The organism is Kitasatospora sp. NPDC043949, assembly GCF_056435365.1.
Genome location: NZ_JBWKEQ010000049.1, coordinates 37,109 through 60,925 on the forward strand (window position 1 = coordinate 37,109; position 23,817 = coordinate 60,925).

Annotated in this window: 28 protein-coding genes; 8 read left to right on the forward strand and 20 right to left on the reverse strand. The window is 72.1% G+C overall.

The window, feature by feature from the left end:
• Positions 1-464 precede the first annotated feature (464 nt).
• Entirely contained in the window at positions 465-968 is a 504-nt protein-coding gene (locus AC07AL_RS30640) for an AAA family ATPase (protein ID WP_478318966.1), read from the forward strand.
• Positions 969-1,197: 229 nt separating this feature from the next.
• Complete coding sequence (locus AC07AL_RS30645; RefSeq protein WP_478318968.1) at positions 1,198-1,911, forward strand: hypothetical protein; 714 nt, start codon at positions 1,198-1,200, stop codon at positions 1,909-1,911.
• A gap of 146 nt (positions 1,912-2,057) precedes the next feature.
• Here the strand turns inward: AC07AL_RS30645 and AC07AL_RS30650 are convergent, their stop codons facing one another.
• Entirely contained in the window at positions 2,058-2,558 is a 501-nt protein-coding gene (locus AC07AL_RS30650; protein ID WP_363587122.1) for a hypothetical protein, read from the reverse strand.
• A gap of 360 nt (positions 2,559-2,918) precedes the next feature.
• The gene (locus AC07AL_RS30655; RefSeq protein WP_400806577.1) at positions 2,919-3,539 is read right to left on the reverse strand and encodes a TetR/AcrR family transcriptional regulator; all 621 of its coding nucleotides are present in this window, start codon (positions 3,537-3,539) and stop codon (positions 2,919-2,921) included.
• 86 nt (positions 3,540-3,625) lie between these two features.
• Here AC07AL_RS30655 and AC07AL_RS30660 point away from each other — a divergent pair, with 86 nt between their 5' ends.
• Complete coding sequence (locus AC07AL_RS30660) at positions 3,626-5,287, forward strand: FAD-dependent monooxygenase (RefSeq protein ID WP_478318969.1); 1,662 nt, start codon at positions 3,626-3,628, stop codon at positions 5,285-5,287.
• 50 nt (positions 5,288-5,337) lie between these two features.
• Here the strand turns inward: AC07AL_RS30660 and AC07AL_RS30665 are convergent, their stop codons facing one another.
• The 5 genes from AC07AL_RS30665 to AC07AL_RS30685 all read right to left on the reverse strand — a co-directional run bounded on the left by AC07AL_RS30665 (position 5,338) and on the right by AC07AL_RS30685 (position 9,822).
• The gene (locus tag AC07AL_RS30665) at positions 5,338-6,732 is read right to left on the reverse strand and encodes a M14 family zinc carboxypeptidase (RefSeq protein WP_478318970.1); all 1,395 of its coding nucleotides are present in this window, start codon (positions 6,730-6,732) and stop codon (positions 5,338-5,340) included.
• Positions 6,733-6,893: 161 nt separating this feature from the next.
• Positions 6,894-7,943, reverse strand: a complete 1,050-nt coding sequence (locus AC07AL_RS30670; RefSeq protein ID WP_478318971.1) for a transglycosylase family protein — start codon at positions 7,941-7,943, stop codon at positions 6,894-6,896.
• Positions 7,944-7,980: 37 nt separating this feature from the next.
• Positions 7,981-9,222 (reverse strand): NlpC/P60 family protein, encoded by a 1,242-nt coding sequence (locus AC07AL_RS30675; protein WP_363587128.1) that lies wholly within the window; start codon positions 9,220-9,222, stop codon positions 7,981-7,983.
• Positions 9,223-9,329: 107 nt separating this feature from the next.
• Positions 9,330-9,680, reverse strand: a complete 351-nt coding sequence (locus AC07AL_RS30680) for a hypothetical protein (protein WP_363587129.1) — start codon at positions 9,678-9,680, stop codon at positions 9,330-9,332.
• A gap of 7 nt (positions 9,681-9,687) precedes the next feature.
• On the reverse strand, positions 9,688-9,822 hold the full coding sequence (locus AC07AL_RS30685; protein ID WP_363587130.1) for a hypothetical protein: 135 nt from the start codon (positions 9,820-9,822) through the stop codon (positions 9,688-9,690).
• A 338-nt stretch (positions 9,823-10,160) separates the two neighbouring features.
• Here AC07AL_RS30685 and AC07AL_RS30690 point away from each other — a divergent pair, with 338 nt between their 5' ends.
• Both AC07AL_RS30690 and AC07AL_RS30695 read left to right on the forward strand, forming a co-directional pair.
• A complete protein-coding gene (locus tag AC07AL_RS30690) occupies positions 10,161-11,132 on the forward strand; it encodes a helix-turn-helix transcriptional regulator (protein WP_363587131.1) in 972 nt (323 codons plus the stop codon).
• 168 nt (positions 11,133-11,300) lie between these two features.
• A complete protein-coding gene (locus AC07AL_RS30695) occupies positions 11,301-12,044 on the forward strand; it encodes a DUF4232 domain-containing protein (protein ID WP_478318973.1) in 744 nt (247 codons plus the stop codon).
• A gap of 55 nt (positions 12,045-12,099) precedes the next feature.
• On the opposite strand, the gene AC07AL_RS30700 is transcribed toward AC07AL_RS30695, so the two are convergent.
• From AC07AL_RS30700 to AC07AL_RS30735, 8 genes are all read right to left on the reverse strand, one after another.
• A complete protein-coding gene (locus AC07AL_RS30700) occupies positions 12,100-12,528 on the reverse strand; it encodes a lasso peptide biosynthesis B2 protein (protein WP_331745183.1) in 429 nt (142 codons plus the stop codon).
• Positions 12,525-12,782: a lasso peptide biosynthesis PqqD family chaperone gene (locus tag AC07AL_RS30705; protein WP_363586890.1), complete on the reverse strand. Its 258-nt coding sequence runs from the start codon at positions 12,780-12,782 to the stop codon at positions 12,525-12,527. The genes AC07AL_RS30700 and AC07AL_RS30705 overlap by 4 nt, the downstream gene beginning before the upstream one ends.
• Entirely contained in the window at positions 12,783-14,615 is a 1,833-nt protein-coding gene (locus AC07AL_RS30710) for an asparagine synthase-related protein (protein WP_400806597.1), read from the reverse strand.
• An 11-nt stretch (positions 14,616-14,626) separates the two neighbouring features.
• On the reverse strand, positions 14,627-14,767 hold the full coding sequence (locus tag AC07AL_RS30715; protein ID WP_350878647.1) for a lasso RiPP family leader peptide-containing protein: 141 nt from the start codon (positions 14,765-14,767) through the stop codon (positions 14,627-14,629).
• 291 nt (positions 14,768-15,058) lie between these two features.
• Positions 15,059-16,294: a cytochrome P450 gene (locus AC07AL_RS30720; protein ID WP_478318976.1), complete on the reverse strand. Its 1,236-nt coding sequence runs from the start codon at positions 16,292-16,294 to the stop codon at positions 15,059-15,061.
• Entirely contained in the window at positions 16,275-16,853 is a 579-nt protein-coding gene (locus tag AC07AL_RS30725; protein WP_478318978.1) for an acyltransferase family protein, read from the reverse strand. Before AC07AL_RS30725 ends, AC07AL_RS30720 begins: the two co-directional genes overlap by 20 nt.
• A complete protein-coding gene (locus AC07AL_RS30730) occupies positions 16,826-17,293 on the reverse strand; it encodes an acyltransferase family protein (protein WP_363586894.1) in 468 nt (155 codons plus the stop codon). The genes AC07AL_RS30725 and AC07AL_RS30730 overlap by 28 nt, the downstream gene beginning before the upstream one ends.
• Positions 17,294-17,524: 231 nt before the next feature.
• On the reverse strand, positions 17,525-18,499 hold the full coding sequence (locus tag AC07AL_RS30735; RefSeq protein ID WP_363586895.1) for a helix-turn-helix transcriptional regulator: 975 nt from the start codon (positions 18,497-18,499) through the stop codon (positions 17,525-17,527).
• A gap of 55 nt (positions 18,500-18,554) precedes the next feature.
• Between AC07AL_RS30735 and AC07AL_RS30740 the strand changes: the two genes are divergently transcribed.
• Together AC07AL_RS30740 and AC07AL_RS30745 are read left to right on the forward strand one after the other, a co-directional pair.
• Entirely contained in the window at positions 18,555-18,728 is a 174-nt protein-coding gene (locus AC07AL_RS30740) for a hypothetical protein (protein ID WP_363586896.1), read from the forward strand.
• On the forward strand, positions 18,725-19,330 hold the full coding sequence (locus AC07AL_RS30745; protein ID WP_400843937.1) for an NIPSNAP family protein: 606 nt from the start codon (positions 18,725-18,727) through the stop codon (positions 19,328-19,330). The genes AC07AL_RS30740 and AC07AL_RS30745 overlap by 4 nt, the downstream gene beginning before the upstream one ends.
• 174 nt (positions 19,331-19,504) lie before the next feature.
• On the opposite strand, the gene AC07AL_RS30750 is transcribed toward AC07AL_RS30745, so the two are convergent.
• Positions 19,505-20,551 carry a glycosyltransferase gene (locus AC07AL_RS30750; protein ID WP_363586898.1) on the reverse strand — a complete coding sequence of 349 codons (1,047 nt, stop codon included), beginning with the start codon at positions 20,549-20,551 and terminating at the stop codon, positions 19,505-19,507.
• Positions 20,552-21,142: 591 nt separating this feature from the next.
• On the opposite strand from AC07AL_RS30750, the gene AC07AL_RS30755 reads away from it, so the two are divergent.
• Positions 21,143-21,283, forward strand: a complete 141-nt coding sequence (locus tag AC07AL_RS30755; protein WP_363586948.1) for a hypothetical protein — start codon at positions 21,143-21,145, stop codon at positions 21,281-21,283.
• A 36-nt stretch (positions 21,284-21,319) separates the two neighbouring features.
• On the opposite strand, the gene AC07AL_RS30760 is transcribed toward AC07AL_RS30755, so the two are convergent.
• The 4 genes from AC07AL_RS30760 to AC07AL_RS30775 all read right to left on the reverse strand — a co-directional run bounded on the left by AC07AL_RS30760 (position 21,320) and on the right by AC07AL_RS30775 (position 23,462).
• The gene (locus AC07AL_RS30760) at positions 21,320-21,496 is read right to left on the reverse strand and encodes an SRPBCC family protein (RefSeq protein WP_363586899.1); all 177 of its coding nucleotides are present in this window, start codon (positions 21,494-21,496) and stop codon (positions 21,320-21,322) included.
• Entirely contained in the window at positions 21,493-21,729 is a 237-nt protein-coding gene (locus tag AC07AL_RS30765; protein ID WP_363586900.1) for a hypothetical protein, read from the reverse strand. Before AC07AL_RS30765 ends, AC07AL_RS30760 begins: the two co-directional genes overlap by 4 nt.
• A gap of 150 nt (positions 21,730-21,879) precedes the next feature.
• Positions 21,880-22,572, reverse strand: a complete 693-nt coding sequence (locus AC07AL_RS30770) for a DUF1062 domain-containing protein (protein WP_363586901.1) — start codon at positions 22,570-22,572, stop codon at positions 21,880-21,882.
• A gap of 413 nt (positions 22,573-22,985) precedes the next feature.
• Positions 22,986-23,462, reverse strand: a complete 477-nt coding sequence (locus AC07AL_RS30775) for a helix-turn-helix transcriptional regulator (RefSeq protein ID WP_478318980.1) — start codon at positions 23,460-23,462, stop codon at positions 22,986-22,988.
• Positions 23,463-23,817: the final 355 nt, after the last annotated feature.

Sequence of the window (23,817 nt, forward strand, 5' to 3'; positions counted from 1 at the left end):
GCTCGGGGGGAGGCACCCGAACAAAGCCACCCGGGGGAGGGGGGTTGGGGCCACCCTCGGGTACAGAACCCATGCCAGTGCCTGCGAGGGGGGCCCCCCCCCCCCCCCCCGCGACTGTGCGAGAGGTGCGCTTGCTCATGGGATGTGCAGCTCCTGTCTCTCGTTGACGTCACGGAGGCACCGCCGAGCCGATGGCACGCCGCTTCCCCGCCCCCGTGCCGCACACCAGTCTCCGCCAGCCCGGCCGGGACGCGCAGCCCGATCGGTGATTTGCCCCCGACCGGTTCGTCACCGGATCAACGCGAACTCGCCGACAGAACACGGATGTTGCGGCGCCGGAGGGCGGCTTGCGGCCGGACCCTGAGGGACGAGGGGCAGGTGTCCCGCTATGGTCGGCTGGGCACTCGGGATCCGGGGTACCGGTCATCGACGGAAGCGGGGCTGGAATCGTTATGGTCAGGTCTGTGGTGCGGTTGATCACCGGGGCACCGGGGGCGGGCAAGTCGACACTTCTGGGTCGGCTGCGGGAACGGCCGGTCACGGTGGTCGACTTCGACGAACTGCCCGACGACGACGGTCGGTTGCTCGGTATCGACATCACCTCCCCGGACGCGTCCGGCATCTGGCCCGACTACAACCGCCTGTGGGTGCGGATCGCGGGCATGCTCGCGCGGGGAGGCGGGCCCGTCCTGGTGTCCTGCCCCATCACCCCGGCCGAGTGGGAGGCCGCCGCGGCCGATGTGCCGGACGCCCCGGAGGTCGTCTGGGCGCGGCTGGACTGCGCGGACCACGACCGCCGCGTCCGTTTGGCCGCCCGTGGCTGGAGCGCGGAGCAGGTCGAGGAAGCCGTCCAGGACGCCGACGAACTGCGCGAACTCGTCCCCACGGCCTTCACCAGCTCCGACCGTGCCCCGGCGGAGGTCGCCGAGGACGTCCTGCGGTGGATCACCGACTCCCCCAACGCCTGACCCGGCGACGATCGGAACCGATTCCCTTTCCCCGGCCGGGTCGACCACGGCGACCGCTGCCGGCGGCTGCACGACCGGCGGCGGTGACCCCCGGCCGTCGGCCGTCGGTTGTTGGGTGTTGGGTCTTGGGTGTTGGGTGTTGGGTTGACGAGATCGTTCGTGCCCGGGAGCATGTGTCGCCGCGTGCGTGCGCGGGTGTGTGCAGACCGGATTCGTGGGGTGTGGGGTCATGAGGTTCGTGGTGTCCGAGCGGTGCGTGGGAAGGATCGGGCCGGCCGTCGGCGCGGTGCTGGTGTTGGCGGCCTGCGCGGTAGGCGGGGGCGATGGAGCGTCGGCCGGTTGGTCGGGGGTCGGCAAGCAGGCGTACGGCCCGGCTCCCACCGAGGCGGTCGACTCCCTCAACTCCGTCGGCTCCCTCAACTCCGTCGGCTCCGTCGGCTCCGTCAGGGCTACCGGGACCATGGACCTCACCGGGCCCGGCGCTGCGTCCGGCCGGGTGGCCGAGGTCCGGCAGGCCGGCGTGCCCGCGACCACCCTCTCGATCACGGAGGGCGAGGTCGGCGAGGTGGGTCCGCACGGGACGATCACCTACCCGTCGGTGACCAGCTGCCTGGTCGTCACCGTCTACCTGCGGGACGGCGGCAAGGTCGGCGGCCATGCCAGCCTGTTCCAGGTCCCGGGGAAGTACTACTCGGACGAGGTCCTGCCGGCCATCAAGCGTGCCGTCGGTGGCCGACGGGTGGCGGCCGTCGACGTCAGCGGGGCCGTCGGGGCCTGGAACCCCTCCTACCTTCAGAAGGCCATCGAGCGGTACACCGACGGGTCGGTCCCCGAGCCGACGGGCGACGCGAAGGGGATCGGTGACGTGGTGGCCAAGATCCTGGGCCGACAGGGCAAGGAGGTCACCGTCCGGGACGTGCCGGACGGCGACATCACCAGGTGAGCACCGCGTCGACGGCCCGGCCCCGTGCACGGGGGGAATGACCACGGCCCGCGCACCATAACCCCTGAGGAGAACGAACCGACGGGGCACCGACCACCGGGGCGCGGGCCCGGCCTTCGGCGGGACGGGACACCCGCCGGCCCCACTCAGAGCGCCAGTTCGACGAGGCCTGCGAGCAAGCCGACGACGATGCCCAGGACCGCCACGGCCGTAAGCCCGATGAGGAGGCCGACCACCAGGGTCATGGCCTCCGGGGCCTCACCACGCCGGACTCCGACCAGCAGCCAGCCGGCCGGCACCGCGCCCAGTACGAGAATCATGCCCGCGCCGATGCCGTACTTCACGGCGGGCGCCGACGACGGCTCGTAGGCCACGCCCCGCACCAGCCGCACCGGGAGCCGGGTGCCGCCCCGGTGCTTGCCGGTCGTGCCGTTCACCACGATCGGGCGGGCCTCGCCCGCGGAGGCGCCGGCCGGCGTGAACCGCCCCTGGCAGTCGGTGCCGTCGCTGTTGCCCTCGCTGTCGGACACCTCGTAACAGCGGTCCACCAGCACCACGCCGTCCGGCGGGCCCAGCCCCATGGCCGCGCCCATCCGCTCCGCGCTCAGCCACCAGGCCAGCCACACCGCCCCGGTCAGGAGCGCCACCGCCAGCATCCCCGCCGCCACACGCACCGCCGCACGCGCTGCCACACCCCACACGCCGCCTCCCCGCGCACGCACCACGACCGCCGCCCACCGTTGTTGCTGCTGCGCCCACCGCCCCCGCCACGAAGCCGCACGAGCCGTACGAGCCGCACGAGCCGCGCCCGCGGTGCAGGGCCTGCCCGACCGCCGGGACCGGTACGGCCAACTGAGGATGTCAGCAAGGCAGTTGGCACGCAATGCCCCACCCGGGCCCGGCGACACCCGATGCCGGTGAACGACGCGGTGCCGGACGGGCGCGCCCGTGCGCACGTGGAGGCGGTGTCGGCGCGGCGGAGGCCGCGGCCCAGTCCGCTCTTCTCCTCAGCTCGGCGCGGGCGCCGCACCGTCGAGGACGAGGTCGATGATCCGCCGGCTTGCCCGTTCCGGGTCCAGCTGGTCGGTGCTGCCCGATGCCATGCGGGCGAGGAGGGGGGACACGAGGAGTTCGGAGACCAGGTCGAGGTCGATGTCGGGGCGGATCTCTCCTCGTTCCACGCCGCGTCGCAGGACATGGTTCATGGCATTCCGGCGGGGAGTGACGATCTCTTCGAAGTAACGGCTGTGCAGCCGCGGGAAGGTTGCCGCCTCGGCGTTGAGAGCGCGCAGCATGCTGCTGGCCCGTTCGTCGACGACGCGCTCGGCCAGGGCCTGGAGAAGGACCGCGAGGTCGGCGCGGGTGTCGGCGCGGGTGTCGGCGCCGGCCGGCAAGGGCCGCGGTTCGTTGATCGTCTCCAGCACGTCGAGGTAGAGCTCGTCCTTGGTCTTCCAGCGCCGGTAGACGCTGTTGCGCGAGACCCCGGCCTGCTTGGCGATGGTCACCAGCGACAGGCCGGTGAGGGTGGCGCCCGAGGCGACCATGCCGAGGACCGCATCGATGATGGCCGTGTCGGTGGCGGGGTCACGCTGCCGGCCCCCGCGGCGGCTGGGGAGTTCCGTGGTCACGCCGGTAACGATACAGGCCTGTTGCGTTAGGGGGCCGCCAGCAGGCAATAATGGAACAGAGCTGTTCTGTTTCCTTCGGAGGGTCCATGCCCGTGCCAGGTCCCATCGCTCCCGCCACCAGGGCCGACAGCAAGACCGCTTCGTCCGCTGCCGCCCCGACGCCACCGCCCGCACGCGTCCCCGTCCTGATCGTGGGCGGCAGCATCGTCGGGGCTTCGGCCGCCCTGTTCCTCGCGGCCCGGGGCATCACCCCCGTCCTGGTCGAGAAGCACTCCGCGGTCTCGACCAGGCTGCGCGCCAAGCTGTTCTATCCGCGAACGATGGAGGCCTACCGCTCGGTCGGGGCCGACCAGGACGTCTACGCCGTCCAGCACCGGCTCCCACCGGCCGACCACGCCGCGGTGGTCGCCTCGCTCAACGGCCCGGAGCTGCGGCGCTGGCGGCTACCGGCCGCAGCGGACTTCAGCCGCCTCTCGCCCTGCCCCAGCGCCTTCGTCAAACAGGCCGACCTGGAGGAGGTCGTCCGCGCCCACGCCCTTGCGGCCGGCGCCGACCTGCGCCTCGGCCACCGCCTTCTCGAACTGCGCCGCCACGACGACCACACCGTGGCCCGGATCCGCGGCGCCGACGGCGCCACCTACACCGTGGCCGCCGACTACCTGCTGGCCGCGGACGGCAACGGCAGCGCCGTCCGCGAGCACCTGGGCATCGGCCGCAGCGGCACCGAGGTGGTCGCGCACGTCATGGAGATCGGCTTCGAAGCCGACCTGCGTCAGGTGCTCGACGGCCGCCGGCTCGCCCTCGCCTTCACCGGCCCACCCGAGCACGCGTTCCTGAGTTGGAACACGGCGCAGGACCGCGGGACGGTGTCGGTGACCTACGACCCCGACACCACGGATCCAGCCGCGTTCGACGTCCAGCGCTGCCGCGGCATCGTCTCGCGCGCGCTCGGCCTGGCGCCATCGCACTTCACGCTCACCGGACACCGGCCCTGGCAGATGGGCGGCTGGCTGGCCGACTCCTACCGCGCCGGCCGCGTCTTCCTGCTCGGCGACGCGGCCCACGTCACCCCGCCGACCGGCGGATTCGGGGCCAACACCGGCATCCAGGACGCCTGGAACCTCACCACCAAACTCGTCTCGGTCCTGCGCGGCCACGCCGACCCGCGGCTGCTGGACGACTACGAAACCGAGCGCCGCGCAGTGGGCCGGATCACCGTGGACCAGGCACTCCTGCGCGCCCGCGACCGCGCCCGGGTCCCGATCGAGGACCGCCCGCTGCTCAGCGAGGCGGCAGTGGCCATCGGCTACCGCTACCCCGTCCCCGGCGACGACCCGGCCGCCGCCCTCCCGGCGGCCGACGAGCCGGAACGCTGGCACGGCGAGCCCGGCACCCGGCTGCCGCACCTACCGCTCCCCGACACGGACCGGCCCCGCTCCACGCTCGACCTGGTCCGCGCCGGCCGCTACCTGGTTCTCGCCGGACCCGAAGGACACCCCTGGATCCGGGCCGCACGCGAGCTGGATCCGCACAACGCCTTCCTCGACACGGCACTCCTGCCCCGCCGGATCGCCCCAGCAACGGAACGGCCCGCCGACACCTGCGGCATCGGCGACCACGGCGCCCTGCTGGTCCGTCCCGACCACGTGATCACCTGGCGCACCGCCCACGCCGCCCCGGCCCCCCTCACACTCCTCGCCGCCGCCACGCGACGGGCGTTGGGAGCCGACCGCCCCTCAGCACACTGAGACGGCTTCGACCGGCGGCCGCAACCACGGTGCCGAGGCAGCGGAGTGCTCTACCGGTCGCGCCGAGGGCCGGGCGTCGTCGGGCGGCTGAGTGCCACGGCGGCCTGGACGGTGTTCGCCTGGTGCTCGGCCTGGCGGGCGACGGGCAGCCAGGTCGGCTGGAAGCGCCGCTGGTACTGGGCGCACCAGTCCTGGAGGAGGTGGTCGAGTCGGGCGGTGGCCGGTGTGGTGGGTGCCTTGGCCGCCTCGGCGGCGCGGCGGAGCAGCGCCGCCGCGCGGACCGGGATCCGGTGGGCCCACAGTTCGATGCCGGCGAGTTTCGCCTCCGTCATGGGCGTCGGGTGGAGGAGGCGCTGTCCGGCGGCCCGCGGGTCCCATGCGTGGGCCAGTTGTCGCGCTGCCGTCAGCGGCGTGCGCGCAGCCCGGAGCAGGGCGGTGTCGTCCAGGTGGGGCAGAGCTTCGTCCATCAGGTCGGTGAGCAGGCGCCCTCGCTCCCGGACCTGGCCGGCGCAGGCGGTCAGGCGCGCGTAGGGGTCGTCGGCCGGGCGGGTGTCCCCGAGGTGGGCGCCGGCCCAGGCCGGCGTCTCGACGATGACCGTCTCGCCGCCGTAGCGCTGGGGGGCGAACCAGGTGGTGGCGCGGACGCCTCCTGTCTCCTGCTGGGGCTGGGCGGTGTGAGGTTGGCCGGGGCGAGGTTGGCCGGGGCGAGGTGGCGCCAGCATTCCGGTGCTGCTTTCCTGCTGGTCGATGTGGTGCGGCGCCATCATGAAGACGCCCGGGCCCGCTTCGCGCAGCCAGAAGGCGTCGTAGGGGCCGGTCTCGACCGGGATCCCCAGTCCGGCGGCGGAGTTTGCGAACGGCTCGGCGAGGCCGGCCGGATCGCAGGTCGACTGGAGGAAGGTCCCGCCGACGTCGGCGCTGTGGAGGGAGAACTGGAGGGACGGCCGGAGGTCGTCGATCAGGTCGAGGAGGATCCGGCTCTCGGGAAGTCTCCCGCCGATCGCCGGCGCCCACTCGGGCTGTTCCTCGGCGGCGGGGCGGAAGTAGTGCTCGAAGTACTCGGGCAGGCTTCGGGTGCCGGCGCCGGCCTCTGCGAGGCGTGCTCCGTCGGGGTCGAGGCAGAGCAGGAAGTTCCAGGTCACCGCCTGGTGCAGAGACGGCTGCGCGAGGACGCGGTGGGCCAGTTCCACGATGCCGGCGCGGCCGGAGAACTCGTCGGCGTGCGCACCCGTCACGATCAGCACGTCGGCGGTGGCGGCGGCGTGGCCTATCGTCAGGAGCACCAGCGGCCGGCCGGCGCGGGATGTCCCGACGGTGCGCACGCGGCAGAGCTCCGGGTGTCTGGCGGCCAGCAGGTGTGCTGTGTCGGCGAGTTCTTCCAGCGTGGGGTACCGGTCATGAAGCAGGACCGCCCTGCCGGCGCTGGTCGACGTATCGGTCAACATCGGTGCCCTCCCTTGTCTGACCGTCCAGTCTCGCGCCAAAAGCGGCGGCCTGCACCTCGTGGTGCAGGCCGCCGCCCGGTGTGCGCGGCGTTGTCAGGCCGCAGTCCTCAAGTCCCGCCGTCGGCCACGGTTCGCGTCCAGGTGAGCCGGTCGGTGAGCGGTCACCAGCTTCCCTTGAGGGGGATCCAGCCCGGGTTGCCGAACGTCGTGGTCACGGCGGCGGTGCTGTTGTCGTTGGTGAGGTAGAACGTCGCGGTGGCCGGGTCGTAGCCGCCGACGCTGTCCTTGCCGGAGCCGTTCCAGTCTCCGACGAGGGGCTTCCAGCCGGGGTTGCCGAACTTGGTGGTCACGGCGGTGGTGCTGTTGTCGTTGCTGAGGTAGAAGGTCTGGGTGTTCGGGTCGTAGGCACCGATGCTGGTGACGCCGTCGCCGTTCCAGTCGCCGACCAGCGGGGTCCAGCCCGCGTTACCGAACTTCGCCGAGCCCGCGACGGTACTGTTGTCGTTGCTCTCGTAGAACGTGGCGGTGGCCGGGTCGTACGCGCCGATGCTGTCCTTGCCGTCCTTGTTCCAGTCGCCGACCAACGGGATCCAGCCGGGGTTGCCGAACTTCGCGGTCACGGCGGTGGTGCTGTTGTCGTTGCTGAGGTAGAACGTGGCGGTGCTGGGGTCGTACGCGCCGACACTGGCGACGCCGTCGCCGTTCCAGTCGCCGACCAGCGGGATCCAGCCCGCGTTACCGAACTTCACCGAGCCAGCAACCGTGCTGTTGTCGTTGCTCTCGTAGAAGGTCTGGGTCGCCGGGTCGTACGCGCCGATCCGGTCCGAGTACGGCTTGGCGTGGTCGGTGCTCAGGCCCGCGTTGCAGTTGGGCCAGGCACCCGGGCCCTGGCCGGCGAGGATCTTCTCCGCTACGAGGATCTGCTGCTTCTTGGAGGCGAGGTCGGGCCGGGAGGCGTAGGCCAGGCCGCCGTAGGCCTTCCAGGTGGGCAGTGTGATCTGCAGGCCGCCGTAGTTGCCGTTGTTGGTGTTGATGCTCCAGTTTCCGGTGCTCTCGCACTGGGCGACCTTGTCCCAGGTGGCCACCGAGGCGGCTTGGGCCGGTGCCTGGGAGGCGACGGACAGGACGGCCGCCCCCAGGGCGACAGCGGCGAGCGAGCGGGTGCGACGGGTGTGACCGGTGTGACGGGCGGTCGACTTGTTCTCGGGCATGCTCGACTGACTTCCTCTCGTGTCGGTTGGGGGCGGACTACCAGCGGCCGGCGATCGGGACGTCGCCGGGGCTGCCGTAGACGAAGCTGGTGGCGGTGGTGCTGTTGTCGTTGCTGAGGTAGAAGGTCTGGGTGTTCGGGTCGTAGGCACCGATGCTGGTGACGCCGTCGTTGTTCCAGTCGCCGACCAGCGGGGTCCAGCCCGCGTTACCGAACTTCACCGAGCCCGCGACGGTGCTGTTGTCGTTGCTCTCGTAGAAGGTCTGGGTCGCCGGGTCGTAGGCACCGATGCTGTCCTTGCCGTCCTTGTTCCAGTCGCCCACCAGCGGGATCCAACCCGGGTTGCCGAACTTCGCGGTCACGGCGGTGGTGCTGTTGTCGTTGCTGAGGTAGAACGTGGCAGTGGCGGGGTCGTACGCGCCGACGCTGTCCTTGCCGGAGCCGTTCCAGTCACCGACCAGCGGGATCCAGCCGGGATTGCCGAACGTCGTGGTCACGGCGGCGGTGCTGTTGTCGTTGCTGAGGTAGAACGTCGCGGTGGCCGGGTCGTACGCGCCGACGCTGGCGACGCCGTCGTTGTTCCAGTCGCCCACCAGCGGGGTCCAGCCCGCGTTACCGAACTTCGCCGAGCCCAGCGTGGAACCCGCGTTGTCGCCTTCGTAGAAGGTCTGCGTGGACGAGTGGTACACGCCGGCCTTCGTGGCCCGGGTCTGGACGTCGTCGACGATGTTCTTGTAGCGCAGGGCCTTGTACTCGCTGTTGGGGTGCGAGTCGAGGGTGCCGTTGATGGACGCGCCGGTGACGTGCTTCACCGGGGTGGAACCGAAGGAGTAGTACGAGAAGGTGGTGTGCGCGGCGTCGTCCCACTTCTCGAAGAGGAGGACGTGGTTGTAGTAGCTGTTGAGGACGTCGCCGGCCTTGAGCTCGCTGCGCGGGATCTCGTAGGTGTAGGAGTCCGCGATGCCTTGGGTGTTGGGGCTCGCGCCCAGGTGCCAGGCCATGGAGACGTAACCCGAGCAGTCCGTACGGTAGTTGCGGCCGCTGGAGTCCGGGTAGGAGCCGCCCTGGTTGTAGGGGATCGACTTGCCCAGCCAGTACTGCGCCCGCTGGATGACCTCACTGCGGGTGACCTTGCCGTCGATCGAGGACGAGGCGGAGACAGCGGCGGTGGCCGCGTGAGCCGCGGTGGTGGTGACGGCCGTCGCGGCTATCGCACCGGAAGCGGCGAGGGAGGCGGCGAGGGCGACGTGGGCGAGCCTGGACAGCGTGGACGAAGGCATGGCGGAACTCCTCTTGCTGGTTGCGGGTTGCGAGGTCGAGACGGTGTCGGATGCCGGACAGCGTCGTGCGGGCGCAGCGGTACTGCGGGTTCAGCGGCGGCGTGGGTTCAGCAGCCGGGGGGCGCCGGTGGCTGGTAGCGCCGGCGCATCAGGGGTGAGGCCTGGTGGCCTCGGGCGATCAGGACGTGGGCCCGGCTCAGGGTGTCCTGGTCGACGGCGGGGTCACGGCTGGCGAGGTAGACGAGCAGGTCGACGCGGTCGGCCTCGCTTCGGACAGTGATGTGCTGGAGGCCGTCGTCGGGGCGGGCGTGGGCCCACAGGACGGCGCGGACCTCGGCCGCCTCGCCCGCTTTGTCCACCTCGGCCGCCTCAGCCGCCCCAGCCGCCCCAGCCGCCTCGCCGGACGGGACCGGCCCGGCGCTCTGCCTGCGGTGCAGGGCGGCGTAGATGACGTCCATCCGCGGGTCAGCCGCCCCAGCCGAAGCTGGCGTTGACGGCGGTGTCCGGGGTGCTCACCGACAGGACGGCGGGGGCGGCGAGCAGCGCGCCCAGCGAGATGGCGATGGCCGCGGCGGCCTTGGCGATACGGTTCTGGATCACGATCGGCTGTCCTCAACTGTTGCTGACACGAAGGGATTTCTCCGATCGGTGCGTCCCGCGGTTGACGCTCCGTCCGGCTGCCGTCCGGGCTGTCTTCCTGGCGGCGATCACTAGCTTTGCCGGTCGGGGGGCTGCTCGGAAGGCCTTGCGGGTGTCGCCAACCGGCCTGTCCGACTCCGGACAGGCCGTCATGGACATGACCAGAACCGGGTGGCGCGGCCTGCCGTCGAGGCCGGATATTCGACCTTGAGGGCCGTGTCATCCCATGAAAGGATCATGAAGCTTCGTGTGCTGTCACAGCCACGAGAGCTCACGGATCATCACACAAGGGGGACACCATGTTGCAGGCGCTTGGACTATCGGCCCGCGCCGAACAGGTCTACCAAGCCCTGCTCGACCACCCCGCCGACGACGTCGAAGCGATAGCCGGGCGCTGCGCGACCACCGCCACCCAGGTCCACGACTGCCTCGACGAACTCGGCGCCCTCATGCTCGTGCGCGCCTCCGCCGACCACCCCGGCCGGATGCGCGCCGTCGACCCGGCCGTCGGCCTCGCCGAGATGCTCGCCCGTCAGGAAGCCGACCTCGCCGCCCGCCAGGCCGCCCTCGCCGCGTCCCGCGCCGCCGTCACCCGCATGGTCGCCGAGCGCGCCGAACACCACGCCGCCCACGGCGAACGCCTGCTGGGCATGGACGCCGTCCACCACCGCCTGGAACAGATGAGCCGCACCACCACCACGGAAGCCCTCAGCAGCCAGCCCGGAAACCAGCACCCCGAGGACCTCGACTCCTCCCGCCCCGGCGACGCCGGCGCGCTCGCCCGCGGCATCACCATCCGCACCCTCTACCAGGACTCCACCCGCCACCAGCCGCACGTCACCGGATACGCCCACTGGCTGCTCAGCCAGGGCGGCGAAGTCCGCACCGCCCCCACGATCCCCCAGCGCATCGTCATCGCCGACCGCCGCGAGGCCCTCGTCCCCATCGACCCCGAGGACCACCGCAAGGGCGCACTGCACGTCACCGAACCCGGCATCCTCACCGCCCTGCTCGACCTCTACGAGCAGGCCTGGAACACCGCCGTCCCGCTCGGCGCCGCCTCCCCCGGCGACCCCACCACCGGACTCACCGCCACCGAGCGCGAACTGCTGCGCCTGCTCGGTAACGGTCTCACCGACAACACCGCCGGCCAGCGCCTGGGCATCTCCTCCCGCACCGTCGGCCGCCACATGGCCTCCATCATGGAGCGGCTCAACGCCAGCAGCCGCTTCGAGGCCGGCATCAAGGCCGCCCAGAACGGCTGGCTCTGACCGGCCCGAAGTACGCCGTGTCAACCCGCGGCGCCCCGACCGATTGTCACAGTCCGATCCTCGCGATGTCCTGGCGATTGTGACGCCGCGCGTGCCACCGAAAGCCACTGACCGACCGTCATGGTGGGTGTCCAGCAAGCCAGCACGCACCGTCATCGGGGAGCCACCATGTCCGTCCGCCGCCGTCGCCCGCTGCTCGTCACCGCCGTCCTCGCCGTCGGCGCCGGACTCGTCCTGACCGCCTGCGGGCCCGACAACACCGACCCGGCCGCCGGCCCGAAGGCCTCCCCCACCACCGCGGCCGTCACACCCGCCCCCACCGGCGCGGCCCCCGCAACCGGGGCACCGACCGCCCCGACCACGGGCCCGGCCTCGCACACCCCCACGGGCGCACCCCACACACCGTCCGGCACCAGCCCCTCCACCAGCGCCCGACCCGGCAACGCCCCCGCCCCCGCCGACGCCAGCCCGTGCGACATCAACAACCTCTCGATCCACGTCACCGCACGCCCCGGAGCACCCAGCCAGCGGGTCATCGAAGTCCACAACACCGGCGCCACCGCCTGCAGCCTCAGCTCCTCCCCCGGCGTCAACCTCGGCAACTCCACCGCCCGCGACCAGAGCAACAACATCCGGCCCGTACTCGCCAGCGGCACCCAGCGCTTCCCCGTCCCCGCCGGCCAGAACGCCTACGCCGTCATCGACCTCAACCCCGGCGGCGCCACCACCGGCACCACCCCCGACATCAACGAACTCAACGTCCTCGCCGACCAGGACGACACCAACATGCCCCTCGCCGCCACCCACAACTTCCCGCTCACCAGCGACACCCGCGTCCTCAACCCCCACCTGGGCAACTACCGCGCCACCGTCACCGACGCCGTCACCTCCATGACGGCCGCAGGCAAGTAACCCCGACCACACCACCGGCACCCACCCACGGCCGGACCCGGGCGAGGCGACGAGGTCACGGGCCCGGTCGGTGTTCCGGTGCGACGGTGATCAGCGGGTGGAAGTGGGCGAGTTCGGCGGGCTCGTCGACGGGTTCGCCGTCGGCCTCGATCCACGCGTGGGCGCGGAACGGGGCGGTTCGCACGCCCGTGCGCCAGGTCGGCCAGGTGCCGCGCGTGCGGCACAACAGCGCTGCGGCGATCGAGCGTTGGAGACACCCCTGGCCGGCGCAGCGCATGCTGAGGGCGACCACGGCCTGCCGGGCGGCCAGCGCCTCGGCCCGGCCGGCGGGGCGGGCGCCGCGCCGCAGTGCGCTCATCAGCCGACGGATCCGGGCCGGGGGGAGCCGTTCGACCAGCCGCGCCGCGCCGATCGCCGCGAGCACGGCCGGCCGCAGGTGCCAGGGCGGCCGGCCCACGTGGTCGGCGTGCGCGTGCAGGCTCATCCGGTGACCAGCCCGGCGGTGCGCAGGCTCTCGTGCAGCCGGTCGACGTCGGAACGTGCCCGGGCCGCCGTGACCGGGAACCGGCCGCCGAGGTCGGCGGCGATCTCGTCGGCGGTCCGGTCCTCCAGCAGGGACCGCAGGATGAGCAGCCCGGTGCGGTTCAACTGGAAGTAGCGGCCGGAGCGTTCGTCCAGGACGACGGCGCCGTCGTCGGTCGGGGTGAGCGTCACGTCGGGGCGCAACCGGGTGGCCATTCAAGCTCCTTGGGCGGTGGTCGGGGAAGCGGGGTGCCGGCTCGTCCCGTGGGCGCGCAGCCAGTGCTCGCAGGCGAGCGTCGCGTCCAGGGCCGCGTAGGAGGTGCCGGGCGGGTACAGCCCGAGGCAGGCCTGCCGGAGGACGGCGGGGTCGACCAGTCCGGCGCGGGCCAGGGCGCTGTCGTCGATGAGCGCGGCGAGTTCGGCGCGGTGGCGGGCGAGCCCCTGGTAGGTGTCCGGACTGAAGTCGCCCTTGCCGGTGCGCCGGAGGAGGTCGGCCGGCACGTCGGGCGCGACGGCCGCGGTGAGCAGCGGCTTGTACGCGAAGGGCGTTCCGCGGGTGGCGGGGTCGGCGGCCAGGCAGGCGTCCAGGACCTGGTCGTCCAGGAAGGGCACGCTGTACGGCGTTCCCGCGCGGGCGGTGGCGTCGATCAGCTGCCGCATGGCCGCCGCGCTGTGCCGGACCATGCGCAGCGCCTGGTGCTGGGCGTGCTCCGGCGCCAGCGGTTCCGAGCCCTGGCCGGCCCGCAGCTGTTCGCGTACCAGTTCGGCGGTCCGGGCGGTGGCCCAGGGCGGCAGCCGGGGTGCCATCCCCCAGCCGAGCAGTTGGGTGGTGCGCGGCGGGTCGGGGTGGGTGAGGCGGTCGGCGGCGCGGGCGAGCCAGGCCGAATACGGCCGGGGGTCGCTGAGGGCGCTCAGGGCGTCCGGCAGCGTCCAGCGCAGGCGGGCCCGGTGTCCGCGCAGGTGGCGGGCGGCGGTGGCCGGGTGCCGTGGCAGGACGGTGCGCAGGTAGGCGGGCAGGGCCTGCAGCACCTCGTCGCCGCCTTCGCCGCTGATCCGCAGCCGGGCGCCGTGCGTCGCGAGCAGCCGGGCGACGGCTTCGTCGCGGGCTCTGGTCCGGGTCCAGGCGAACGGTTCGTCGCCCTGCGGTCCGGGTGTGTCGATGTCGGCGAACATCGCGGGAATGTCCTCGGCCGCCAGCACGAGTCGTCGGCCGGGCAGGTGGTGCGCGGCTCGCTGCGCCCAGGCGGCGTCCTCGTGGTGGGGGTCGACGGAGCCGATGGTGACGGTGAGCAGTTCGGCCGGGCCCGTGGCGGCCAGGAAGCACAGGGGTGTGGAGTCCAGCCCGCCGGAGAGGTCGGCGGCGATGAGCCCGCCGTCCCTGGTCCGGGTGTCGACGGCCCGGCGCAGGGCCTGGCCGAGCGCCGTCGCGGCTTCGGGCCGGGCTCGCCGCGGGGCCGGCGGGTGCCAGTGGGCGACGGTGCGGGCGGGGCGTCCGGGGGCGAGCACGGCCGCGTGGTTCGGCGGCACGGCGGCGAGTCCCGGCCACAGGGGCAGCGCGTCGACGGGGTGCGGCAGCGGCTCGGCGAGCCTGAGGGCGAGCCGGTCGAGGGACGGGCTGAGGCCGGCGGCGGCGGCCAGGACGTCGGCCCGGTCGGACAGCACGGGGACGCCGTCGACCTCGGCCAGGTGGAGTCGGCGCAGTCCGGACAGCGAGCCGCGCGCGGCCACGGTGCCGTGCACGGTGGCGAGGAGGTGGAAGCTGCCCGCGAGGTCGCCGCCGAGGGCGAGCACGTCCCGCGGGTCGCGAACGCGTTCGGCGTGGCGGCGCAGGCGGTGCGGGTCGGCGTCGGAGGTGCCGAACACGGCCAGCGCGACCGGTCCGGCCTGGGCGGTGACCGGCTCGTCGGCCGGCCAGTGGCCGAGGATCCAGGGACGCCCGCTGGGGTGGTGCAGGGCACGGCACTCGGCCGTGCCCCACACCGCGGCCGTCGCGGCCCCGGCTTCGGTGTCCGGAAGGACCACGAACCAGGTCCGCGGGTGACCGCTCATCGGCCGGTTCCTCAGGGGGCGAGGTAGTAGCCGTGGACATCGGACTGGTTGCCGATGTCGAAGCCCCGGGTGAGGTCCGCGAAGTCACCGAGTTCGATCAGCATCGGGGGCTCGTACACGTCCAGCGTCGGGGGCTCGTACACGTCGGTCATGACGATGTCCTCTCGTTCACAAGGAGTGGGACGCGATCACCGGCCGGTCGAGTACAACTGTTCTCTGCCGACTCCCCGATGGACAAGCGGTGCCGGAGGCTTCGGCCGGAACCTGACGGTCTCCCACCTGGGCGGCCGGTGCCGCTCCCGGGGCTGCCGGGCACGTGAGTGCCGGTCCGCGCGCACGGAGGGCGGAGGGGCTGGATCCGGCCAGAGGGAAACGCGGGAGAACGCGGGCCCGCCGCTGCCGTGGCCGCCGGCGGGCGCCGCGAGCCCTCGAAGCCCCGGACGTCACCAGAGGACCGGCATGCTCCGCAGGCCGAAGACGATGTCGTTGTGCTTGAACGCGGACTGCGCCAACGGCTCGGCCAGCCGTAGCCCCGGCACGCGGCGCAGCAGTGTGGTCAGCGCGACCTGCAACTCGATCCGGGCCAGCTGCTGGCCGATGCACTGGTGCGGACCGAACCCGAACGCCAGGTGTGTGCGGGGCGGTCGGCGCAGGTCGACGGTGTCCGGGGCCGGGAACACGTCCTCGTCCCGGTTTCCGGACGGGATCGCGGCGACCAGCCAGCTTCCCGCCGCCACCGCGGTACCGCCGACGGTGACGCCCTCCGTGGCGTACCGCAGCAGCCCGAACTGGATCACGGACAGGTAGCGCAGCAGTTCCTCCACGGCCGTGCCGATGGTGTCCGGGGCGGCCCGCAGCGCGGCCACCCGCTCCCGGTCCGCCATCAGCACCAGGGCGCTGAGCGCGATCATGTTGGCCGTCGACTCGTGCCCGGCGACCAGCAGCAGTACGCCGAGCGTGGCCAACTCCCCTATGGTCGGGGGGTGTTCGGTCGCCTCGCCGCGGACGATCAGCCGGCTCAGCAGGTCGTCCCGCGGCTCGGCCCGGCGCCGAACGATCAGCTCGCCGAGGTAGCCCTCCAGCCGCCGGGTGGCCGCGTCGCGGGTGGCCGCGTCGGCCCCGAAGCCGATCAGCACCTCGCTGTCGTGTTGGAAGGACTCGTGGTCGTCGTAGGGCACACCGAGCAGCTCGCAGATCACCAGCGACGGGATCGGCAGCGCGAAGTCCCGTACCAGGTCAGCGCTCGACCCGGCGAGCATCGCATCGACGTGCCGGTCGGTGATCCGCTGGACGGACGGACGCAGCGCCTCCATCCGTCGCACGGTGAACTCACCGATCAGCAGCCGTCGCAGCCGTGCGTGCTCTTCCCCGTCCAGCTGGATCATCGAGCCCGGGGCCGGGTCGCGCCGGTCGTAGGAGGGCAGCATGTGCATCGATCCCGCGCCGCGGGAGCTCAGCCGGGGATCCGTGAGCACGCTCCGGATGTCCTCGTAGCGGCTGACCAGCCATGCGTCCATCCCGGCCGGGCAGCGCACCGGTGACACCGGCGCGTGGGCGCGCAGCCGGGCGTAGGTCTCGTCGGGGTCGAGGGGGCGGGAGTCCGGCCGGGTGACCGGGAATTCGGGGAGTCCGAGGAGTCCGGGGAGTTCAGATGCCGGGTCAGGGCTGGGTTTCGTCATGGGTGACGGCTCCAGGATGACGGAGGGAGAGCTCATCGCGCCGACGCGTACGGGGCCAGCCGTCCTCACGGACCGGGGTGGGTCCGGCGCGGCGGCCGCGCGGCCGGCTGAAGCGTCGGACCGCCGGGCGTTCGACCAGTGTGTAGAGGGCCGCCGCGAGGACGAGGCTGATCGCGACGGTGAGCAGGATGTGCACCAGCCGCGTCGACGCGGCGCCGCCCGCCGTCCCGCCCGTGGCGTGCACGCCGTCGATCGGGCCGTACTGGATCACGAGGTAGTGCACGAGGTAGAGGGCGAACGAGATCTCGCCGAGCCACACCATGGTCCGGCCGCTGAAGGGGGTGCGTGCGGTGCGTACGTCGGCGGAGGCGGCGGCCGCGATCAGCAGGGCGAGTGCGGCCGCGGTCGGTCCGGCGCAGAGGCGGAACACGCCGGGCAGGTGGGACTGGAGCACCACGCAGGCGATGGTCAGCAGGAACGCCGGCGTCATGCCCAGGCGGATCCACTTCCCCGAGATCACGATGCGCGCCATCAGGATGCCGAAGACGAATTCGAGCATCCGGTCAGCCCGCCGAGGGCGTCGAAGTCGGGAATCCAGGGCTCGATCAGCAGCAGCGGCGGGATCGTGTTGATCACCATGATCGGAACGCCCGCAGCGGCCATCAACGCCACGGTGGCCGTGAAGGTCGTCAGGTGATTCGGAAGGATCTTCACCAGGCGTCGGCGCCAGAACAGTCCGGCGGTGTCGTTCGGGTCGGCGACCCAGGTGAGGATGAAGCCGCTGAGCACGAAGAAGAACGCCACCCCGACCGGTCCGAGGGTCGTGATCAGGTACGGCAGACCGGGGTGTATCGATCCGACGATCTGACCGGCCAGGTGGGATACCAGCACGGCGAACGCCGCGATGAACCGCATACCGGTCAGCGACGGCAGGCGGCTCGGACGAGCGGACGGTTCCGGCGTCTGCATCACCGCTTCCCTGTCGATGACGACATCCACGCCACCAGGGCTTCCCGTGTGGAATCCGAGCATGTGCGCAGACTGTTTGGGCCACTATCAAATGGCCCCGCCGGAACGGTCAAGCGGATTTCCTCGATGCACCGCATCGCACCGTGCGACCCAGCGGATCGGCCCAGCGGATCGGGCAGGCAGGCCGGCCCGGGCCGGCGGACAGGCGACCCGGCACACGTCCCGTCAGAGGCGTAGGGCAGGGAAGGGAATTCACCCACGTCAGGCCCCGTATCGGTCGGCGAGTGCGCGGGCGGTCGCGGCCAGCCGGGCACGCAGCTCCGGTGGTTCGAGGACCTCCACGTCGGTGCCCAGTCTCAGGAACTCGTCGTGGGCGTGGCCAAGGGACTCGATGGGCACGGACGCCCTGGTCCAGCCGTCCGCCTCGGTCACCCCCGAATCCGTGACCGCCCGGTCGAACGCGCGGCCGAGCTGCTCGCGGCCCCGGGCGACACCGCGCGGCGACAGTCGCACCGTCGCCTCCGCGGTGTGCAGTCGGGCATGGAAGTCGGCGAGCCGGTCCCGCCAGTGTGCAGCCAGGTCGAAGCTCGCGGGTATCTGGAACTCCTCTTCCAGTTCTCGCAGTTCGAGGATCTGGTCGACCCGGTACGTACGCGGGGTGGCACCGCCCGCGGCAGCGACCAGATACCAGCGGCCGGCCTTGAGGACCAGTCCGTACGGCTCCAGTCGCCGTTCCACCTCGGTGGGCGCCTTCCACCGTCGGTAGCGGACCCACACCCTGCGCCGGTCCCAGAGCGCGGCCGCGACGGCCGCCAGGTGCGGCGTCTCGTCCACGTCCCCGTACCAGCCGGGCGCATCGAGGTGGAAGCGCTCCTGGATCAGCCCGGCCCGCTCGCGGAGCTCCGCCGGTAGGGCGGCCCGCAGCTTGAGCTCGGCGGCCGCCAGGACCTCGCCCAGGCCCAACTCGGCCGCCGGGCCGGGCAGCCCGGCCAGGAACAGGGCCTGCGACTCATCGGCGGTCAGGCCCGTCAGCCGGGTGCGGTACCCGTCGAGCAGCCGGTAGCCGCCGCCGTGACCGGCCTCGCCGAACAGCGGGATCCCGGCGGCGCCGAGCGCTTCGAGGTCCCGGTAGACCGTGCGGACCGACACCTCCAGCTCGTCGGCGAGCTGCCGGGCCGTCATCCTTCCCCGGTTCTGGAGGAGCAGGAGCAGCGAGATCAGTCGGCTGGCGCGCACAGCTGTCAGTATCCACTGACAGGAGGTGTCAGTGGACCGGTTCTAGCCTGCGGCCATGATCGATTCCGACTTCCTCCACGGTTCCCGGGGCATGGCCGTCCGCAGACTCACCGGGGTTCCGGCCGGCGGTGACAGCCGGGCGCAGGAGTTCTCCGTGAACGGCGGACACAGCAGGGCGCTCGACCGGGTCACGGAGCTCAGCCGTGTCCAGTTGCAGGACGCCTCGTGAGCATCGTCGAACTGCGCCAGTACACCCTGCACCAAGGTGCCCGCGACACTCTGATCGACCTCTTCGAGCGGGAGTTCGTGACCGGACAGCAGGCAGTAGGCATCACCGTCGGCGGCCGGTTCCGGGACCTGGACGACCCGGACCGCTTCGTCTGGCTGCGCAGCTTCCCGGACATGGCGTCGCGGGCACGAGCACTGCACGCCTTCTACTACGGGCCGGTCTGGAAGGAGCACCGGGACGCCGCCAACGCGACGATGGTGGACTCGGACGACGTCCTGCTGCTGCGCGGCCCGGGCTTCACCACCCCGGCCGACGCCGGACCGGTCGTCGCGACCATCTGCCACCCCCTGAACCCCGCCGCCTTCGCCGACCACTTCGAGCGGCGTCTGCGCCCGGAACTGGCCGTCCGGACCCCGCCGTTGGCGGTTCACCGCACCGAACACGCGGAGAACGACTTCCCCGCCCTGCCCGTACGGGCCGGCGAGGACGTCCTGGTGTGGTTCACCACGGGCGACACCGCCCCCCTGCCGGACCTCTCGACACACCTGCACTCCGCCCCGCAGCAACTGCACCTCTCGCCCGCGCGGCAACACTCCCGCTGAAGCCTGTCGCAGCGGGCCGTGGGTGGGCAGGCCGACGTCCGGCCTGACCTGCTGCGTCACCCGCCGAGCACGGGGTCGTGCGAGGTGGCGACGGCCTGCACCGCGCTGGTGCGGGCCGTCGCTCCCCGCTTTCGGGCCGGTGGCCGGCGGGAACGGAGCAGTCCGGCTGGAGGACTACGAAGCGGCCGGTGGTTCCACCCGGGCGTGCGTCTCCGGCGGCACCGGGAAGCGCCTCAACAACTCCTCCATCCAGGCGGCCGGATGGGTGGCCTTCGCCGCCCCGCCAGGGAGGGCACGCGCTTTGCGGATGCCCTCGATCAGTGCCTCGACGGCGGCCCGGGTGGTGTACCGGTCGGCGACCCACTGACGGCCCGCCCGCCGCACCTCGTCCTGGCCGGGCAGGTCGAGCAGCTCAAGGGCCTTGTCCGCCAACCGATCCGTTTCGAGCTCCGGGATCCGCCACGCGGACGGCGAGTCGAACAGTTCCGCTCCGCCGCCGGCGGCGTAACCCGTCACCAGGCAGCCGCTGGCCATCGCCTCGGCCGGCGGCAATCCGAAGCCCTCGCCCTCGGGCGCTCCCAACGCGATGAACACCGACGTGTCGGACAGGACGCGAGCGACCTCCTCGTGGGGGACCGCGTGGATGTCGTACAGCTCCACGCCCTCGAACCGCGGGTCGGCGTGCAGCAGACGGCGGAGCAGCGTGGTCTCGATCGGGCGCTTGCGGGACATCCACGCGATGCGCCGAACCCGCTCGGTCGACGCCGGTCGGAACAACTCGGTGTCAATGACGTTCGGCACCAGGTGCGGTTCGAACTCGGGCAGGGCGCGGCGGAACATGTCGACGCCCGCCTTCGAGATCGTCCACAGGGCCGGCCGGTCCGACCAGCCCGGATACGGGCCGGGTTCGGGGCAGGTCAGGAAGTTGACGTAGTGCCCCTGCGAGTAGATCACCTTGTGGCCGCCGGGCGCCGGGTCGTGGCCCGGCACCACGCTGACCTCGTGCAGCACCAGCACGTCCTCGGGCCCGAGGTCCAAGGTCATGCCGGACAGCGTCGGCACGTCGTCGTCGAACCACGTGTAACGGAATCCCGGCGTTGGCGTCCAGCGGAACGCCTCGACGCCGACGGCCCGCAGCAGCGAGACCTGCTGGTTCAACACCCGAATGCCGCCCAGCGGGAACTGGAACTCGAACGACGCGTAGATCACTCGGCCGGTCATCGTGCCTCCCTGAGAAACAACGATCGGTAGGACCAGACCACGGGGGTTACGGGCGTGGGCGGTTGGGCCAGGGAGGCGGCATCGCCTTCCCGGGGCCGTGGAGCAACGTCCGTGCACAGCGGCTGGGCCTGGCCCGTACTCATACGCTCAGGGTGGCAGCAATGCCCCCGCGTGTCACCGGCCCGACGCGGTCGAGGGACCGGCGCTACCCGGGGCGCTCTCCGGGCTGCCGCCCCTGCCAAGGAGTGGGACGCAATCACCGACCGGTCGAGTACAACTGTTCTCTGCCGACCCCCCGATGGACATGCGGCGCCGCGGGCTTCGGCCGGAACCTGACGATCTCCCACCTGGGGGGCCTGTGCCGCTCCCGGTACCGCCGTCGGCGGACGGAAGGCAGAGGGGCTGCACACGGGCACGGAACCCCGTCGCGGCCAGGACCGGAGAGGGGCGCCGAGCGCAGGACCACAGACGAAGCCGCCGATGCGAGAGTTGACTCTCACGCCATGGCCTCCAACAATCGCCTGGACGATATCGAGATCACTGACCCCCAAGCCATGCGGGCCTTGGCGCATCCGGTGCGGCTGGCGATCCTTGACCACCTCCACCGACACGGGCCCGCTGTGGCGGGATCGGCGGTTCCGCCGCTTCTGGGCCGGTCAGTCGGCCTCACAGTTCGGCGACAGGACCGCCGAACTGGCCCTGCCCCTGATCGCCGTCAGCACCCTGGTGTGACTGGTCAAGGTAGTTGTCACCTGGTCGCGATGTCTGTCACCACCCGCTTCCCGGAAGCCTCCCGGAGGAGGGCGCGGGCAGCTTGGTGCTGAAGGCGAGAGCCGTGCCGCCGCCCTCGTCGGTCAGGTCGAACCGGACCCGCCCGTGCGGGTCGAGGTCCAGCTCCAACAGGGTCGGCGGATCGTAGGCCGTGACGGCGCCGGAGGCGATCACGGTGCGGCCGTCGGGATCGGTGGCCAGCAGCGCAGCACCACCGCGCCGCCCTCCGCCGGATCCAACCGGTCGGTGGCAGCCAGCCAGCGCCGCAGCAGGGTCGGGCGTGGCAGGTGCCGCCGTACCGCGGCCACCGGCTGCGGGTAGTGACGGTAGAAGCACACAGCCTGGTGACCTGCGTCGATGGCGACGATCATGCCGTCGGGCCTGGGGACGCCCGGGGAGCCGGTCACGCTCCGATCATCGCCTGCCACCACCGTTGCGGTACCCCGGACTGCGTCGTCGGAGGAGGCTGGACCCACCACGCGGGAGCCCACCACGCGGCTCACGAACGGCGAGTCCGTGAGCCGCGCGCGGGTACCGCCCCGCACCGAGCCGTCGGCCTACGCCCCGGACACCGCGCGCGACAGGCGCAGCGGCGCCTCGACGGTGTCGGCGGCGCCGAGTTCGCGCACCGCCTCCCGCCGCGTCGCCGCGACCGGAGCCGCGAGCTGAGCCAGGGTCGCCGCCGGAGCGTGGACCGTCAGCTCGAAGTCCCGGCGCGCCTTGGCGTCCGGGGCGAGCGGCAGGCGGATGCGGCCGTCCGCGACCATCCGGCGGACCCGGCTGCGGCTGAGGCCGAGGCCGGACATGAGCAGGCGTTCGACCCGGACCGGGACCGGCAGCTCGAAGCTCACCAGCACCGTCAGCGGGGTCGGATCGTCGATCGCGTGGAGCGGCGTGCGTGCCTCCAGCTCCCAGGTGCCGCTCCAGTCCAGGCGGTAGCCGTTCTTGGCGGCGAGCGACGCACTCATCGTCAGTTCCCGCACCACGGCGAGGTCGTTGTTCTCGTACGCCTCCCTGCGGGCGGGTTCCAGCGATGACGTGTGGACGCGCTCGTGGACGGGCACCTTCGAGGTCCGGTCGCAGCCCGCGCAGCTGAGCAGCAGCCAGACGTCGATGAGCTTGCCGTTGGCGTTGACACGGATCTTGCCTGAGGGCCGGTGCCGTGTGCTGGAGCAGTCCGGGCAGCTGCGGACGACGGTGGGCAGCGCGGACTGGCGCACGGCCCAGCGGGCCTTGCGTTCGGTATGCATGGTGGTCTGTTTCCTGGTTCAGCAGGAACGCGCGCAGGCCGGATCGGCTGGATCGGCCGGGGCTCCTGGGATCTGACGAGTGCTCACGAGGGCGCGTGTCATCGCCTCGGGGCGGGTGGCCGCATGGCGGGCGCCCCGAAGTCGATCGCGCGACAGGTGTGTCTCTCCGTGGCAACTCGCGACAGCGCGTCTCATCGCCTCGGGACATGGCCACATGGCGGCATGGCCGAGCGCCGAGGGCGGTCGATCGCGTGAGCGCGCGTGTCATCGACTCAGCGCGCGGCCGGTGGCCCGGCGCAGAGGTCGATCGCGTAGGGGTGAGTTGCTACGTGGCAGTCGTCAGCACAGGTACATGCCGCACATCGTGATCTGGGCCGCGCTCCCCCGCAACCGGTTTTTTCGGACCAGCGCCGTCAGACCAGCGCCGCCAGTTCCCCGCGCGAGCCGACGCCGAGCTTCGGATAGGCCTTCCAGAGGCGGTAGGCGACCGTTCGCGAACTCAGGAAGAGCTGGGCGGCGATGTCCCGGTTGGACATCCCCTGGGCGACGAAGCGGACGATCTGCGTCTCCTGGAGCGTCAGGTCGGCGTAGTGCTCTGGTGATGCACACGGCGGCCGTCCCCCGCCGGGTTGGAGCGCCGGCCTTGACCGGCCGGTTCGCTGCCCCAGGCGGTGACAACCGCCGTGACCAGGCGAGGCAGGTGACCCCGTGCCGAGTGTGATCAGCGTGACCACGCGGGCACTGCTGGCGGACAGCCAGGACTCGGTCGACAGAGCAGACCAGCCGACGAGGATCGGTAAGAGGAACCGGTCGAGTGAGTCGGCCTTGGCCAGTCGGAGGTAGGCCCCCCATCCTGCGCTCCGGGCGTCGGCTACAGGCAGGGTGTTCATGGTGCGACACGAATCATCGACATAACCGAAAGTGATATATCACACGCTCTTAGCAATCAACCGAGGTGGGAGGCAATGATCGAGGCGCGGCGACGACGGCGAGCGGCGCCGGCAGGCCGACGCCGAAGCCGTGCAGGCTCTGCGCCGCGAAGTCGGTGTTCCAGCGGGTCCAGCGGCCCCTCGTCTCGCGCCGGTAGAACAGGACCGTCGCCGGCCCTTGCCAAGGTGGGTTATCACCTAATCCGCCGGTGGGAAGCCCTGTACTGACATTGGCGCTTCAGGGTGATGGCGGCGGGAGGTCGAGGGAGAGGCCGGTCCCGGCGAGGAATCCGTCGAGGATGTCGGGGCGGTACTG